A 15,313-nucleotide genomic window follows, 5' to 3' on the forward strand; every position below is an offset into this window, starting at 1 on the left:
CACATGCTGCGCAAATCTGTGACGCAGCAGTATCCCGAGGTCAAACCTGCCCTCCCACCCCGTAGCCGAGGCGTCATCGCCCTGGTCGAGGAAAACTGCACCTCTTGCATGCTTTGTGCCCGAGAGTGCCCCGACTGGTGCATCTACATCGATTCCCACAAGGAGACCATCCCGGCCCCTGAGGGCGGCCGCCCCCGCCAGCGCAACGTCCTCGACCGCTTCGCCATCGACTTCTCGTTGTGCATGTACTGCGGCATCTGCATCGAGGTGTGCCCCTTCGACGCCCTCTTCTGGTCGCCGGAGTTCGAGTACGCGGAAGGGGACATCCGCAACCTCATCCACGAAAAGGACAAGCTGGCCGCCTGGACCCAGACGGTCCCTCCGCCTCCGGCCCACGACCCAGGCGCCGAATCCCCCAAGGAACTCACCGCCGCCCCCCGCCGTCCCGCGACCGCCCGCACGCCAGGGGGATCGAGGGCCTCGGTTCCCACAAGCACCACGCAAGAACCGAAGCCCAGGCCAGAAGCGGAAGAGCGGGAAAGCACGACCGGGTCAGCGGAAACGCGACGCGCCAAAGGCGCGCAGCCCAGCCCAGACACCAGGGACATCCAGGTCACGGCGGGCACTGAGGAGACGACGCCGAAGTCCGGCCCTGCCGAGACCGCTGCCCAGGATGCGGGGCCCGCCGCAAACGCCCCCGAAGCAGGTCCTGCCACCCCTTCACGCACTCAGGGCGTCGGCGGACGCCCACGCCGGCCGATGCAGAACGTACGGGGAATCCGCCCCCCAGGCGCCCTCCCGTCCCCCTCTGAGGACGAGACCCCCACATCCTCCGCCGAGGGCGGGCCGCCCAGCCGCCCCGCCACACCAGGCGGGACGAACGCCGGCGCAGAGGCCGAGCCGGACTCCACCCTTTCCACGGAGGACGGCCGACCGACTACGACCCCCTCAGGGGAGGACGGTCAGGCGACCACGACCTCTTCTGAGGAGGACGGCGCCTCCTCTGGAGAGGATGGCGGGACGACGGCGAGCTCCACGAGGGAGGATGGCGAGCCGACCCCCGACCCTTCCGGCGAGCAGCCATCCCCGGGCATGGCTTCATCCACAGACAAGCCGTCCCCGGAAAAGTTGTCCACAGCCTCGGGCGCACCGCAACCGGAGCCCGATCCAGGGCAGCAAACTTCTGCCACGAGCCCCCGCAGACGCAGGATGGCCGATCCACGGTCCATCCGACCACCCGGGCGGCTCGGTCCTGACGAAACAGGGGAGTCCGAGGAGGAGTCGTGACCGAGGCAGTGCCCTCCTACCTGTCACCCACCGGGCAAGAGATCGTGTTCTTGCTGCTGGGCGCGGTAGCGGTTGGATCGGCGCTGCTTGTCGTCACGACCAGACAACTCGTCCACGCCGCCCTCTGGCTCGTGGTCTGCTTCGGCGCCCTGGCAGGCGGCTATCTCGTTCTGACCGCCGAGTTCGTCGCCTGGGTCCAGGTGCTGATCTACGTGGGCGCGGTGGTCGTGCTGCTGCTGTTCGGCATCATGCTCACCCGCGCTCCCATCGGCCGGTCCACAGACCTCGACAGCGGCAACCGCCTCGTCTCAGCCGTGGTGGCAGTGGCAACGGCAGCGACCCTCGTCACGGTAGTGATCGACGGATTCCGCACGGCGTACACACCGCTGCGCCCCGGCTCAGGGGCGGCAAAGGAGCTGGGCGCCAGCGTGTTCGCCACCTGGGTGCTGCCGTTCGAGGCCCTGTCGGTGCTCCTGCTCGCCGCCCTGATCGGCGCCATCGTACTGTCCCGCACCGATATCCCTGGAGGCTCACCACCTGACCGGACCGGCGGCAACTCGCCAGGCGACCGAACGGGAGCAAGCGCACCACCCCCCGAGACAGGGCACCGCTCGACAGCCGGCCAGTCCGGCGACGCGGTGCCCGACGGGACCGGGGGTAATCCGCCGCCCGATCACACCGGGGGTCATTAGTGCACATCGTCTACCCGGCGGTCGTCTCCGCGCTGCTCTTCTCTGTCGGCGTCTACGGCGTGCTCGCCCGGCGCAACACGATCCTCGTCCTGATGTCGGTCGAGCTGATGCTCAACGCCGTCAACCTCAACCTGGTCGCGTTCGACGTGTGGCTGGGTGACCGCCTGCACAGCGGCCAGGTCCTCACCCTCTTCGTCATCGTCATCGCGGCCGCCGAAGTGGGCCTGGGCCTGGCGATCGTGCTGGCGCTCTTCCGCAACCGCCGCACCGTCGACATAGACCACCTCCGCGACCTCGCCGAGCCCGCCGACGACCCCCCGTCCTCTCCGACGGCACCGGTACGCGGCCACGCCGACGCCCCGGAACGTATCTCGGAGCCCGCCAGACTGCTCGACGAGGCGGGCGAGCCGATCGAGAGCCGTCCGCGCGCCACCGGCGAGCGCAACGAGCACCACCACGACCCAACAGCCCCATCACAACGGGCGCAGAGCGAAGGCGGCCGCGGCGGCGAGCAGCCCGTCAAGCGAGGTGGCAGGCTATGACGACATTCCCGCTCATCGCCGTGCTCCTGCCCTTCGTGGCCGCGGCCGCGGGCCTGCTGCTCTCACGCCGGCCCCACCGGCGTCCCGCCGGCCCGGACGAGCGGGCCAACACCAGGGCAGCCTGGATCGCCGTCCTCCCGACGGCCGTCTCAGCGGTCCTCGCCGCCTGGCTCGCCTGGGGTCCTGGCTTCGCCTTCCTCAACGGCGTCACCACCTCCCCACCCACAGGGCAGACGTACGGCACGATCGTCACCGGCGGCATCCCGATCACGCTCATCCTGCAGGCCGACAACCTGTCGAGCATCCTCGGCGTCCTGGTGACCCTCGTCGCCCTGGCCGTGCAGGTCTACTCGGTCGGCTACCTCAGAGACGACCCGCGCTACCCCTCCTACAGCGCGTTCATCAGCCTGTTCACCAGCGCCATGCTCCTGGTGGTCTACGCGGGCGACCTCCTGGTCCTCTACGTGGGCTGGGAGATCATGGGCCTCTGTTCGTACCTCCTCATCGGCCACTGGTGGGAAGAACGGAGCAATTCGCGCGCGGCGATCAAGGCGTTCCTCGTCACCCGCCTGGGCGACGTCGGCTTCCTCTTCGGCATCTTCGTACTCGGCCTGGCGGCAGGCAGCTTCCGCGTCAGCGACGTGCTGGAGAAGGTGCCGGACATGTCCACGACCACGCTCGTGACCGCCACGATGCTCCTCCTGGCAGGGGTGGCCGGCAAGAGCGCGCAGGTCCCGCTGCACACGTGGCTCCCCGACGCGATGGCGGGCCCGACGCCGATCAGCGCCCTGATCCATGCCGCCACCATGGTCGCCGCCGGGATCTTCATCGTGGCCAGGCTGTTCCCGGCGTTCCTCGCCGCCAGGCCCACGCTCGACGTGCTCGCCGTCATCGCGGCCCTCGGCATGCTGGGCGCCGCCCTGGCCGCGCTGGCCCAGGACGACCTGAAACGCGTGCTCGCCTACTCCACGATCAGCCAGCTCGCGTACATGGCGGGCGGTCTGGCCGCGGGCTCGGACACGGCGGCCATCTTCCACCTGCTGACGCACGGCGCGTTCAAGGCCCTGCTGTTCCTCTGCGCGGGCGCGGTGATCCACCACGTCGGCTCCAACCTGATGACCCAGATGGGGGGCCTGCGCCGCGAGCTCCCGGTGACGTTCGTGACGATGACGATAGGTTTCGCCGCGTTGATGGGCATCCCTCCGGCCAGCGGTTTCTTCAGCAAGGACGGCATCCTGCTCGCCATGGACGGCGCCCTGTCCAAGGGGAGCCTGACGGACGCGGCCGCCCTCCTCCTGTACGGGAGTGCGCTCGCCACCGTGGCCGTCACCGGCGCGTACGCCACCAGGGCATGGCTGCGCACGTTCTTCGGCGAGGCGCGGGCCGTGGCGCTACCGGAGCCGGCGCCCGGTATGGCCCATGTCGTGGACATCACCGAGGCTCCACGCACGATGCTCGTGCCCGTCATCATCCTCGCCGTCCCCGCCCTGCTGCTGGGGTTCGCCGGGGAGCCGCACCTGGACCTCGGCGTGGCGGCCATCAGCATCGTGCTGGCGGTGCTGGGCGCCGGGATCGTGTACGCGTTCTGGCGCAGCGACCCCGTCGCGGACCCGGCCCGGCTGCTTGGGCCGCTGAGGGCGCCGTGCGAGCGAGCGTTCTACGTGGACGGCCTCTACGCCACGCTGTTCGCACGCCCGATCCTGGCGCTGTCCAGGCTCGTGGTCAGAACGGACGACGTGGTCGTGGACGGGGCGGTGCGCGGGTCCGGCAAGTCGGCGCGCGGATTGTCCGGAGTGCTACGACTGGCCCAGAACGGCAACGTTCAGCTCTACGTGAGCGGCGTGCTGGCCGGTGTCCTGCTGATCGCGGTGGGGGCGGTGGTGTTCGCATGATGGGCTGGCTCACTGTCGCGCTGCTGGCCGTGCCGTTGCTCGGGGCGCTCGTGCTCCTCCTCGCGCCGCACCGGCTCCGCCCCCTGCTGCACACGTACGGGCTGGCCCTGTCGGGCCTCACGCTGGCGCTCGCCGTCCTGCTGGCGGCGACGTTCGACTACGGCCAGGGCGCACGGCCGCAGTTCGAGGTGGACCGGCCGTGGATCCCGGGACTGGGCCTGCGCTTCCACCTCGGCGTCGACGGGATCTCCCTGCCGCTGATCACACTGACGGCCCTGCTGACGTTCCTGTGCTTCGTCTATCTGTGCTGGGGCGGCGCGCGGCGGGAGTTCGTGAGGGCGAGGCCGAGGGCGCTGGTGTTCACGCTGCTCGTGCTCGAAGTAGGCATGATCGGTACGTTCCTCGCCCTCGACCTGCTGCTCTTCTTCGTGTTCTTCGAGATCGTCCTCGTCCCGATGTACTTCCTGATCGGCATCTGGGGCGGCGAGGGGCGCAGGGCGGCGTCGATCAAGTTCATCCTGTACACGCTGCTCGGCTCGGTCGTGATGCTCCTCGGCCTGCTGCTCGTGTGGGCCCAGACCGGCACACTCGACATCGAGGCGCTGAGCGCGGCCCACGGCGCCGGTATGCCCAGATCCGTGCAGGTCCTGGCGTTCGTGGCGATCGGCATCGGCCTGGCGGTGAAGACCCCCATGTGGCCGCTGCACACATGGCTGCCCGACGCCCACACGGAGGCTCCCACCGCGGGCTCGGTGCTGCTCGCCGGGGTCCTGCTGAAGATGGGCACGTACGGCTTCGCCAGGATCGCCATCCCCATCCTTCCCGAGGGGGCGGCGGTGGTGGCCCCGTGGCTGGGTGCGTTCGCCGTGGTGGGCATCGTCTACGGCGCTCTGGCGTGCCTCGCCCAGCGCGACCTCAAACGCATGATCGCCTACTCGTCGGTCGGTCACATGGGCTTCGTCCTGCTGGGGTTCGCCACGCTGACTCCGGTGGGCATCAACGGCGCCCTCTTCGCGAACGTCGCCCACGGCCTGATCACCGGCCTGCTGTTCTTCCTGGCCGGCGCGATCAAGGACCGCTACCACACCGCTGACATGCCTTCCCTGGGTGGCGGCATGCTGGGGACGCTGCCGCGCCTGGGGTCGGTGCTCACGTTCGCGGCGATCGCCTCGCTGGGGCTGCCGGGGCTGGCCGGGTTCTGGGGCGAGATGCTGGCGCTGTTCGGGGCGTTCCAACCGGCGGAGGGGCTGCCGCGCGCGCTGTTCCTGGCGTACATGGTGATCGGGGGACTGGGTGCGGTCCTGACGGCCGCGTACTTCGTCGTCATGCTGTCCCGTGTCACCCATGGCCGTCCCCAGGAAGCCACCAGGGGACACGCCGGCGTGCGAACGCCTGGCGGAGGCGCGGACGTCCTGCCGGACGAGGGGCCGTGGGAGGGGCCTTGGGAGGGCATCACCCCCGACGAACGCCCTGTCGTACCTCTCGGCTCGCCGGAGAAGCGCTCGGCGACGGCCACCTTGGAGCCGAGCCCGGCGCCGGTGCCCTCCGGCGCCTTGAACGAGCCGGCAACCGGCGGCGAGCCCCTAGGCGATGCCGGATCCGCGCGCGGCGGCGCTCTTTCGGGCGATACCGGGTCCGGGAGAGATGGCGGGCCCTTGGGCGGCGCGCGACGGGTGATCGATGACATCAGGAGCTACGAATTGCTGGCATGGACGCCGCTGGTCGTCCTGATCCTGCTCTTCGGGCTCTGGCCCGGGCTCCTCCTGTCGCTCACCACACCGGCCGTCCAGACCCTGCTGGGAGTCGCCTCATGATCCAGCAGATCGATTATTTCGTGATCGCGCCTCCGTTGGCGCTCGTGCTGGTGGCCGGCCTGGTGCTGATGCTGGACGCGTTCCTCCCGGCTCGCCCCAGCACGAAGACCGTGCTTGGATTGGTCACGCTGGCAGGCGTCCTGGTCTCCCTGGGACTCGTCGTCACCCAGGCGATCAAGGGCGGCCCGCCGCGGTCGACTTTCTGCGTCCCGCCCGACCTCGCTGGACCTGCCCGGCTGTGCTCGTTCGTGGCGGACCGGTTCTCGCTGGTGTTCGCGGGCATGGTGCTCGTCGCGGCCGTGGTGATCGTACTGATGTCGATGACCGAGCTGGTGGCCGGCGGCATCCCGGTCGGAGAGTGGTACTTCCTGCTCCTCTGCACCCTCGTCGGCGCGGTGACACTGCCCGCGTCCCGAGACTTGATCATGCTCGTGGTGGCGCTCGAACTGGTCTCGCTCCCGGTCTTCGCCCTCACCGCGATGAAGCGGTACGACGGTCGCTCCTCCGAGGCCGCCGTGAAGCTCTTCGTCGTGTCCGTCGTGTCCACGGCCGTCATGCTGTTCGGCGTGTCGCTTCTGTACGGCATCGCGGGCACGGTCTACCTGTCCCGCCAGGCGGCCGTGTTCAGCGGCCAGGCCCCGGCACCCGGCGTGGCGGAGAGCGCGGGGCTGGCGACCGGCCAGGACCTGCCCGCCGTCGGCACGGTCGGCGTCGTTCTGGTGGTGGCGGGGTTCGCCTTCAAGATCGCCGCGGTGCCGTTCCACTCCTGGGCGGCCGACGTCTACCAGGGTGCTCCCGTCCCGGTGGCCGCTCTGCTCTCGGTGATCTCCAAGGCGGCCGGGTTCGCGGGCCTGATTCTCGTACTGGTCACCGGACTGTCCGGGCAGGCCGCCACCTGGGCGCCCATCGTGGGGATCATCGCCGCGTTGACCATGACCGCGGGCAATCTGCTCGCCATGCGTCAACGCTCCGCCGTACGCCTGCTGGCCTGGTCCTCCGTCGCGCAGTCCGGCTACATCCTGGCGCCCCTGGCAGTGACGGCCACAGCGCAGGCCGGGCCCGCCGCCGCGGTCGCCTCGGCCGTGCCCCCGGAGACCGTGGCAACGGGGGCGATCGGCGCCTCCATGGCGTACCTGGTCATCTACGCCGCCATGAACCTCGGCGCGTTCGCGGTGGTCATGCTCGTCTCCAGAACCGCCACCCGCAACGAGCTCGACGACTACCGCGGCCTGGCGTTCCGGCGCCCGGCGGCAGGGCTTGCGCTGGCGTTCTGCCTGGTCTGCCTGGCAGGCCTTCCACCGGGCCTGGCCGGGCTCTTCGCGAAGGTGTTCGTCTTCCGCGAGATCATCGAAGGCGGCTCAGGCTGGCTGGCACTGATCATGGCCGTCAACACCGTGATCGGCCTCTACTACTACGCCGTCTGGACGGCACGCCTCCTCACCCCGGCAGGAGCGACGGCACCAACCCAGCACCGGGCGCCTCCGGCGACGTGGCTGGCCATCGGTCTCGCCCTGGTGGCGGCCGTCCTGTTCTCGATCGCCCCGCAGCTGGTCCTGGACATGACCTCCTTCTCAGCCTTCGGTTAGGGCCCGAACCAGGCACGGAAGGAGAAAGCCGCACCCGTCTGGGACCCCCGAGCCGGAGGAGAAACCGAGCCTCGGAGGTCGCGCTGCGCCCCCGATCGAGCACGGCGCGATACGAGCGAGGGACGGTTGGGGAACGAAGGACCGGGTCATCATCGTTGGACCAGGTGAACCCAGACCACGAAGGGGGGAGCCTTGCACCACAACGGTCTGCGCACCGCCGTTCTGCTCGGCGGCCTGTCGGCGCTGATTGTCGCGGCGGGCGCGTGGTTGGGCGGCGGCGCCGGTGTGCAGATCGCGCTCGTGCTGGCTCTGGCGAGCAACGGCATCGCCTACTTCTTCTCCGACCGCATCGCTCTTTCGGCCATGCGTGCCAGGCCGGTCAGCGAGGTCGAGCAGCCCACGCTCTACCGGATCGTGCGAGAGCTCTCCACCGAGGCGCGCCAGCCGATGCCACGCCTGTACATCTCGCCGACGGTGCAGCCGAACGCGTTCGCGACGGGTAGAAGCCCTCGCCAGGCCGCGGTGTGCGTGACGTACGGCCTGACCAAGCTGCTCGACGAGGCGGAGCTGCGCGGAGTGATCGGGCACGAGCTGTCACACGTGTACAACCGGGACATTCTCGTCTCCTCTGTGGCCGGCGCGCTGGCCACGATGATCACCTGGCTCAGCTACGTGGCCGTGTTCTTCGGCGGCTCGGACGACGACGAGGGCCCGGGCTTCGTGGGTGCGCTGCTGATGATGGTGCTCGGACCGGTGGCGGCTGGGATGGTGCAGATGGCGATCTCCCGGACAAGGGAGTTCCAGGCCGACGAATCGGGCGCCAGGCTCACCGGCGACCCGCTCGCCCTGGCCTCGGCGCTCCGCAAGATCGAGATGGGCGCCCGCAGGCTTCCGCTCCCCGAGAACAGCCGCCTGACCTCCGCCTCCCACATGATGATCGCGAACCCGTTCAGCGGCTCCGGCTTCGGCCGCCTGTTCTCCACACACCCGCCCACGTCCGAGCGGGTCGCCCGCCTCGAGCGCATGGCCGGCTACCGCCGCTGATCACATGCGCCGATTAACCAAGGCGGAGCGGAGACTCTGGAACGCGTTCCCCACAGGCGAAACCGTCGAGCTGGGCCCGTTCCAGATCGGGACCAGCCGCACTGCCGGGGCGAACGCGCCCGCGGACGGCCACACCTGGGGCCGCGAACGCTCGATCAGGGCCGAGGTGATCGCTCAGCTGCTGCTCGGTGCCCGCGACGCGGGCAGCGGCTCGGCCCCGGCGGTACGTCTGCGCGGCGCCAGGATCATCGGCCAGCTCGCGATCGTGGGCGGCACGATCCCACACGAACTCAACCTGAGCGGCTGCCATCTGGACGAACCGATCCGATTGACCGACTCCACCACCCGCACCGTACGCCTGACCGATTGCCACCTCCCGGGGCTCAGCGGCGGCGGCATGCGGGTGGCCGGGCACCTCAGCCTGTCCGGCTCGAACATCACCGGCACCGTCCGCCTGAACCGGGCCCAGTTCGAGAGCGGCCTGTGGCTGGGCGGCACCAAAGTGGTGGCCGACGACGACGAAGATTGGGCGTTCTACGCGAACGCTGCAGTCGTGGACTCCGGCACGTACATGCGCAACGCCGACTTCACCGGAGGAATCGGCTTGGTCGGCTCCCGCCTCAATGGCGGACTCTTCCTGCAAGGCGCAACTCTCCGCAACCCGGGCAAGGAGGCTCTCGCCGCCGACAACATGGTCGTCGAGAACGTCATGCGCTGCACCGACGGATTCCAGGCATTGGGCTGTGTACGGTTACGCGGCGCGCGAATCAACGGGACGCTCTCGCTCGACGGAACCGTACGAAGTCCGGACACCCGCTACGCCTTCCACGCGAGCCACATGGAGATCCGCGAGCTCTACCTCAAGCCCGCAAAGCCCATCGAAGGCGTTGTGACCCTCGCACACACCGCAGTCGGCACACTGCACGACAATCCAGCCACCTGGCCCGAGAAACTACGCCTCAACGGCCTGACCTACCACCGCCTGCGCGGTTCGGGGGTAACCCAGCGAATCGACTGGGTAAGTCGCGATCCGGAGGGGTTCAGGCCGCAGCCGTACGAGCAACTGGCCGCCTGGTACCTCAGCGATGGCAACGACGCGCTCGCCCGTCGCGCCCAGCTCGCCAAGCTCCGCGCCAGGCGGCAGACGCAGGGGGTCGGGGGCCGGGCATGGGGGCGGCTGCTCGACGTCGCGGTCGGGTACGGCTACCGCCCCTGGCTGGCGGGCATGTGGTTCGCGCTGCTGCTGACGCTCGGAACGATCGTCTTCGGCCTCAACCCGCCCAGAGCGCTCAAACCCTCCGAGAGCCCCGATTTCAACGCCTTCGCCTACACCTTTGACCTTCTGCTCCCGATCCCGGCATTCGGGCAACGAGAGCTGTTCGACCCGGCCGGGTGGACGCAGTGGCTCGCGTACGGACTGATCGTTTCCGGCTGGATCCTGGCGACGGCCCTCATAGCGGGCGCTACACGGATCCTCCGCCCTCAGTGATCGGGGAGCCGCCCGCGATGATCTTACGCAAGAGCGACGCAAGATCTTCGGGAAAGAAGACCTCCTCGGTGCCCTCGAGCTCATCCGCGCTCCACCACCGGTAGGCCGTCGTCGTGTCCTTCTCGATCTGCTCCATGTGGTCGAACGACACGACCGCGTCGTCGCCCACCCGGATCGCGAAGAACGTCTGCTCCTGCGTGATGGCGTACTGAGCCCAGAAAAACTCGATCACGCTGTTGCCGTACGGGCCGCTGAACTCGTCCGCATTCGCCCGGATCCCGACCTCCTCGAACAGCTCGCGCGCCGCCGCCTCCTGCAGCGTCTCGCCATCCTCCGTAGCCCCGCCGATCGTGAACCAGAACGGCTGATCCGGCCTCGCCGGATCAAAGCCATAAAGCAGGAGAACCCGGTCTTGGTCGTCGATGGGCAGGGCACGTGCCGTAAAGCGGCGCAGGGGGATCTTCGTCACGATTACTGAGCTTACGGTCGCGACATGGCACGCCGAGGCACCGGTAAGCAGCATCGCCCACGTTTCGTGGACAACGCACCCGGCCAAGTGCCCCGGACCTGCCCCGCACCCGGCTCCGGCTCCATGCCGGTCAGCGGTAGTTCACAAACTGGAGGGCGATGTCCAGATCCTTACCCTTCAGCATTGAAATGACCTCCTGGAGGTCGTCCTTCTTCTTCGAGCTGACCCGAAGCTCCTCGCCCTGAATCTGCGCCTTGATCCCCTTCGGCCCCTCGTCACGGATCAGCTTGGAGATCTTCTTGGCGTTCTCCTGGTCAATGCCCTCCTTCAGGCTGACCACCATGCGGTACTCCTTGCCCGACAGCTTGGGCTCGCCCGCGTCCAGGATCTTCAGCGACAGACCCCGCTTGACCACCTTCTCCTTGAACACGTCGAGCGCGGCATTCGCCCGCTCCTCACTGTTCGCCTTGATCTCGATGTTGTCCTGTCCAGACCAACTGATCGCGGCCCCGGTCCCCTTGAAGTCGAAGCGGTGCCCGATCTCTTTGACCGTCTGGTTCAGTGCGTTGTCGACCTCTTGACGGTCGATCTTGCTGACGATGTCGAAAGATGAATCGGCCAAAACACCCATCCTCTCAGCTGCGAAAGCACTACCCGGATCCCGCTTCCCCGCCGTACGCGAAACGCTAGGGACCCAGCGAACGAGCCTAGCCAGCATCGGCCCGCCGTGCAGGACACCGCCCTTTGTATGGAGGACCGTCCCGCTTTGCGCCCTCCCACCCCTGCGCCACCTCCCCCGTTTCGGCACGGCACGTACCGGGGATCCGGCTCCGGACAAACCGGTGTCACGTACACCTCGGAAGTCCGCTATTCTTCTGTGTGTCGCCGCGAGAGCGGATGACAAGGCAGGTTGCCCGAGTGGCCAAAGGGAGCGGTCTGTAAAACCGTCGGCTCAGCCTACGCAAGTTCGAACCTTGCACCTGCCACACGCAGTTAGCGCAGCTCAGAGGCCCTACGGGGCCTCTTCTGCGTTTCTGGGGTACGCAGCCAGATGCCATCGAGAGCGACCGTATGATCGAGAGCGACCGTATGTCGGTGGCCCACCAATATACGTGCAACGATCTTGACGGCGTTTCCGCTGGTCGGGTGCCGATTTGGGGACTTGGGTAGCGCACTTGACTGGGATCAGATCGGTGCGCGCGACCTGCCCGGCTGTCCCACCTGTCTGGGCCGAGGGTCGGTTATCCACCTCGGGGACTCCAGGCCCGCGCGTACGCTCGTCCGCGCGCCCCGTCCCACCTGCTCCGGCACTTCGGCATAGATCGGTGTGGCCTGACCGATGATTTTTCCGCGCCGTGCTGGTCTGTACGCCGAGTACCGACTTACAGGAGGCTGACGCCATGCGCAAACTGACCTTCGGCATGAACCTGAGCCTGGACGGCTACATCGCCGCGCCCGGCGACGACCTCGGCTGGAGCGTGCCGAGCGACGAGCTGTTCCAGTGGTGGTCCGACCGGGTGGGCGCGACGGGCCTGGCGCTGTACGGGCGCAAACTGTGGGAGACGATGAGCTCCCACTGGCCGACCGCCGACCAGCAGCCTGGCGCCACACCGGCGGAGATCGAGTACGCCCGCCGCTGGCGGGACATGCCGAAGGTGGTGTTCTCCTCGACGATCAGCACGGTCGACTGGAACACCCGCCTGGTCACTGGCGACGCGGTCACCGAGATCACCCGGCTCAAGGCCGAGGACGGTGGCCCCATGGACATCTGCGGCGCCACACTTGCCGCAGCGGCCACACGGGCCGAGCTGATCGACGAGTACGTGCTGGTCACCGCACCGGTCTTGTTGGGCAGCGGCACGCCGTTCTTTACGGCCCTGGACAACTGGGTGAACCTGACCCTGATGGAGACCCGGACGTTCCCCGGCGGCGTACTCCTGACCAGGTACGAGACCAGGCGCTGAGTACCCAACCTCGGATCGGCCCGTGCTTCGGGCCACCCAGGGAAGGGGCGCACGGTACAGCCGAGAAGTACAGCAACCGGCGGGATCGTCAGCGAACTCCGGCGAACGCCGACGATCCCGCAACCTTGAGCCGTTCGAATGATCGCTCGATTGCCGAGGTCTGGGGGTCACGGGGCCGCAGGTCCAGACCCGGCCAGTGCGAGCGAGTCATGGAACGGCGAAGGGCCCCGGCTGGTGTCCGGAGCCCTGTGGGTTGGCTGCGTATCACGCCGCCAGTGCCTCGCCGATCCGCTTGTTGGCGATCTCCTCCTGACCGTCGATGCACTTCGCATTGACGCGGAGCAGGACATCCACCCCGTGGCCAGCACCCGGCCGGTAGTCATCCGCGTAGTAGTGACAGACCTGACCACGTGTCCTTCAATGACCGGATGCCGTCGGGCCGGGCAGCCGCCGTCGGGTCATTGACGAAATAGCCGCCGGACCTGGCCACTGTCGCTGATGCGTATGGCCTCGGTGGTATCCACCGGCGATCTGGGAGCGATCGTCGATGTCGCCCGGGTAGAGCTGCACCCGCGGCCGGTGGGCGTGCGAGGCTCCGATCAGTAGTAGCCGCTGATGACGGCGGAGTTGAAGCCGCGCGTCTGGCCGCTGCGGAAGTCGACCAGGTCGATGTGGCCGTAGAGCTCGTCGACGTAACCGTCGAAGTATCCGTCGTCCTCGTTGAGCTGGGCGAAGGTCGCCAGCCGATCGAACTCGGCCGACAGCCCGCCGTCCCACGCGGCGCTCCAGGTAACCGGCACGGACACCAGGCCGTTGTCGTAGACGGGGTCGTCGCCGAAGATCTTCGCGGAGAACTCCTCGCCGGGGTGATCGATGATGGCCTGGGCGTCCGCGCGGCTCATGGCCACGTCGATGCCGAGGTGGACGGCGATGTTCCCGTCGTCCTGCCGGTCGAGGCTGAAGCAGATCGTGTAGCCCGTGCCGCCCGTGCACTTGTTCACGGGGTCGGCCGACGCGGGGCCTGCCAGTGCGACGGCGGCCACGAGAACCGCCGAGGTGACGATCAGCATCCGGCCGATGCGGCCGAACCGCTTCTTCTGGATCAGGGAAGGAAGGACACAGTGGTTGGCGCCCATAGAGGCTCCTTCACAGTCAGGCCCCGAAGCCGCCGATCCGGCCGTCTACCATTATGCGTTCCATCCCGTTCCATGCGGATCCCTGCGAGCGTCCGGCACTCGGCGATAGATCGAACCGGGGCGGTTTTCCAGTCGGGTCTGGCGACGCTGTGCCGCAGCACCTGATCGGAGCAGAGGAAGCACCTGTAGATGATGGTCGCCACCTCACGCCAGTCCCGGCGCAGTGTCGTACTCGCGCAGCATCGTGCCGAGCTAAATCGCGGTCAGACGGTGGAAACGTGGTCGGCCCAGCCGCCTGCGGCGCGCCCGGAGGTACCGACCGATTCGCCGTGGTCGCACACGCCCTGCTGTCACTGCTCTGGGTCATGCCGGCGGGGAGTGGCCTTCCACCGCCGCAATCGGCCGTACCGGTCCTGCAGCTCGGTCCTGGCCAGGGTGCGTTCGCGCTCCCGACCGAGGGCCTCGGGATACGTAGCTCCGGATCTCCCAGAGCACCATAAGGACGTTCAGCTGCTCATCGTGCCCGGGGCCGAGCACCACGTTCATCGACTACTACGCGGCCATGGGGGTCCTGCCCCGCCGGCTACTTCCCGCCGTATGTCAGCGGCTGCGTCAGGACGGCGACGGCCCGGTATCAGAGCGGTTGGCGATGGTGGGTATCGAAACAACGCAAGCACAAGGAGCACATCATGCAGAAGTTCGACACCCCCGCCCCGATCTCCGCCGTCCTGGACATCCCCGCGGGACGCGTCCAGTTCGTCGCCGCCGACCGCGCCGACACCGCGGTCGAGGTCCGGCCCGCGAACGCCTCAAAGAGCCGCGATGTGACGGCAGCGGAGCAGACCAGGGTCGAATACGCCGACGGCGTCCTGCGGATCGAGACTTCGGTGAAGAACCAGTACTTCGGCCCGTCTGGATCCATCGAGGTGACGGTCAAGCTGCCCGCCGGCTCCCGCATCGAGGCCAAAGCCGCCAGCGCCGAACTCCGGACCGTCGGCCGCCTCGGCGACGTCGCCTTCGAAGGCGCGTACCGCCAGATCAAGCTCGACGAGACCGCGAGCCTGCGCCTCACCGCGACCGACGGCGACGTCGAGGTCGGCCGCCTGGGCGGCCCGGCGGAGATCAGCACCGCAAATGGCGCAATCCGGATCGCCGAGGCCATCAGCGGCAAGGTCGTGCTCCGCACCCAGTCCGGTGACATCTCGATCGCCGCTGCCGCCGGAGTCTCGGCCGCCTTGGACGCCGGCACCAGCCACGGCCGCATCACCAACGCTCTCAAGAACGACGGCACCGCCGAACTCGACATCCACGCCACCACTTCCAACGGCGACATCACCGCCCGCAGCCTGTGACCCGCAGCCTCCGAAGGGGAGGTAGATGCCCGTGCTACGCCAGCCA

Annotated in this window: 12 protein-coding genes, 1 tRNA gene and 1 pseudogene; 11 read left to right on the top strand and 3 right to left on the bottom strand. The window is 68.4% G+C overall.

Translation table 11 applies throughout. The annotated features are described in order from the left end of the window. Window positions 1-108 precede the first annotated feature (108 nt). The 8 genes and pseudogenes from ACQPWU_RS03320 to ACQPWU_RS03355 all read left to right on the top strand — a co-directional run bounded on the left by ACQPWU_RS03320 (window position 109) and on the right by ACQPWU_RS03355 (window position 10,346). On the top strand, window positions 109-1,287 hold the full coding sequence (locus ACQPWU_RS03320; RefSeq protein WP_433445148.1) for a 4Fe-4S binding protein: 1,179 nt from the start codon (window positions 109-111) through the stop codon (window positions 1,285-1,287). Continuing rightward, window positions 1,284-1,979, top strand: a complete 696-nt coding sequence (locus ACQPWU_RS03325) for an NADH-quinone oxidoreductase subunit J family protein (RefSeq protein ID WP_433436840.1) — start codon at window positions 1,284-1,286, stop codon at window positions 1,977-1,979. Before ACQPWU_RS03320 ends, ACQPWU_RS03325 begins: the two co-directional genes overlap by 4 nt. Next, window positions 1,979-2,311 (top strand): annotated as a pseudogene (gene nuoK / locus ACQPWU_RS03330) (NADH-quinone oxidoreductase subunit NuoK); the annotation flags it as partial. The gene ACQPWU_RS03325 and the pseudogene nuoK, both read left to right, overlap by 1 nt. Window positions 2,312-2,517: 206 nt before the next feature. Further along, window positions 2,518-4,413: an NADH-quinone oxidoreductase subunit 5 family protein gene (locus ACQPWU_RS03335; RefSeq protein ID WP_433436841.1), complete on the top strand. Its 1,896-nt coding sequence runs from the start codon at window positions 2,518-2,520 to the stop codon at window positions 4,411-4,413. Next, window positions 4,410-6,227: a complex I subunit 4 family protein gene (locus ACQPWU_RS03340; protein ID WP_433436842.1), complete on the top strand. Its 1,818-nt coding sequence runs from the start codon at window positions 4,410-4,412 to the stop codon at window positions 6,225-6,227. Before ACQPWU_RS03335 ends, ACQPWU_RS03340 begins: the two co-directional genes overlap by 4 nt. Further along, window positions 6,224-7,813 carry an NADH-quinone oxidoreductase subunit N gene (locus tag ACQPWU_RS03345; protein ID WP_433436843.1) on the top strand — a complete coding sequence of 530 codons (1,590 nt, stop codon included), beginning with the start codon at window positions 6,224-6,226 and terminating at the stop codon, window positions 7,811-7,813. Before ACQPWU_RS03340 ends, ACQPWU_RS03345 begins: the two co-directional genes overlap by 4 nt. Before the next feature lie 192 nt (window positions 7,814-8,005). Beyond that, window positions 8,006-8,857, top strand: a complete 852-nt coding sequence (htpX, locus tag ACQPWU_RS03350) for a zinc metalloprotease HtpX (RefSeq protein WP_433436844.1) — start codon at window positions 8,006-8,008, stop codon at window positions 8,855-8,857. A gap of 4 nt (window positions 8,858-8,861) precedes the next feature. Then, window positions 8,862-10,346: a hypothetical protein gene (locus ACQPWU_RS03355; protein WP_433436845.1), complete on the top strand. Its 1,485-nt coding sequence runs from the start codon at window positions 8,862-8,864 to the stop codon at window positions 10,344-10,346. Here ACQPWU_RS03355 and ACQPWU_RS03360 read toward each other — a convergent pair. Together ACQPWU_RS03360 and ACQPWU_RS03365 are read right to left on the bottom strand one after the other, a co-directional pair. Next, window positions 10,321-10,869 (bottom strand): NUDIX hydrolase, encoded by a 549-nt coding sequence (locus ACQPWU_RS03360; RefSeq protein WP_433436846.1) that lies wholly within the window; start codon window positions 10,867-10,869, stop codon window positions 10,321-10,323. The genes ACQPWU_RS03355 and ACQPWU_RS03360 overlap by 26 nt on opposite strands. 76 nt (window positions 10,870-10,945) lie before the next feature. Beyond that, window positions 10,946-11,446: a YajQ family cyclic di-GMP-binding protein gene (locus ACQPWU_RS03365; protein ID WP_433436847.1), complete on the bottom strand. Its 501-nt coding sequence runs from the start codon at window positions 11,444-11,446 to the stop codon at window positions 10,946-10,948. Window positions 11,447-11,719: 273 nt separating this feature from the next. On the opposite strand from ACQPWU_RS03365, the gene ACQPWU_RS03370 reads away from it, so the two are divergent. Next, window positions 11,720-11,801: transfer RNA gene (locus ACQPWU_RS03370), tRNA-Tyr, on the top strand. A gap of 414 nt (window positions 11,802-12,215) precedes the next feature. Further along, window positions 12,216-12,779, top strand: a complete 564-nt coding sequence (locus tag ACQPWU_RS03375) for a dihydrofolate reductase family protein (RefSeq protein ID WP_433436848.1) — start codon at window positions 12,216-12,218, stop codon at window positions 12,777-12,779. 599 nt (window positions 12,780-13,378) lie between these two features. On the opposite strand, the gene ACQPWU_RS03380 is transcribed toward ACQPWU_RS03375, so the two are convergent. After that, window positions 13,379-13,915 (bottom strand): hypothetical protein, encoded by a 537-nt coding sequence (locus ACQPWU_RS03380; RefSeq protein ID WP_433436849.1) that lies wholly within the window; start codon window positions 13,913-13,915, stop codon window positions 13,379-13,381. A gap of 689 nt (window positions 13,916-14,604) precedes the next feature. On the opposite strand from ACQPWU_RS03380, the gene ACQPWU_RS03385 reads away from it, so the two are divergent. Next, entirely contained in the window at window positions 14,605-15,267 is a 663-nt protein-coding gene (locus ACQPWU_RS03385; protein WP_433436850.1) for a DUF4097 family beta strand repeat-containing protein, read from the top strand. The last annotated feature ends 46 nt before the right edge of the window (window positions 15,268-15,313 follow it).

This window comes from Nonomuraea sp. CA-141351 (assembly GCF_050944675.1).
GTDB lineage: Bacteria > Actinomycetota > Actinomycetes > Streptosporangiales > Streptosporangiaceae > Nonomuraea.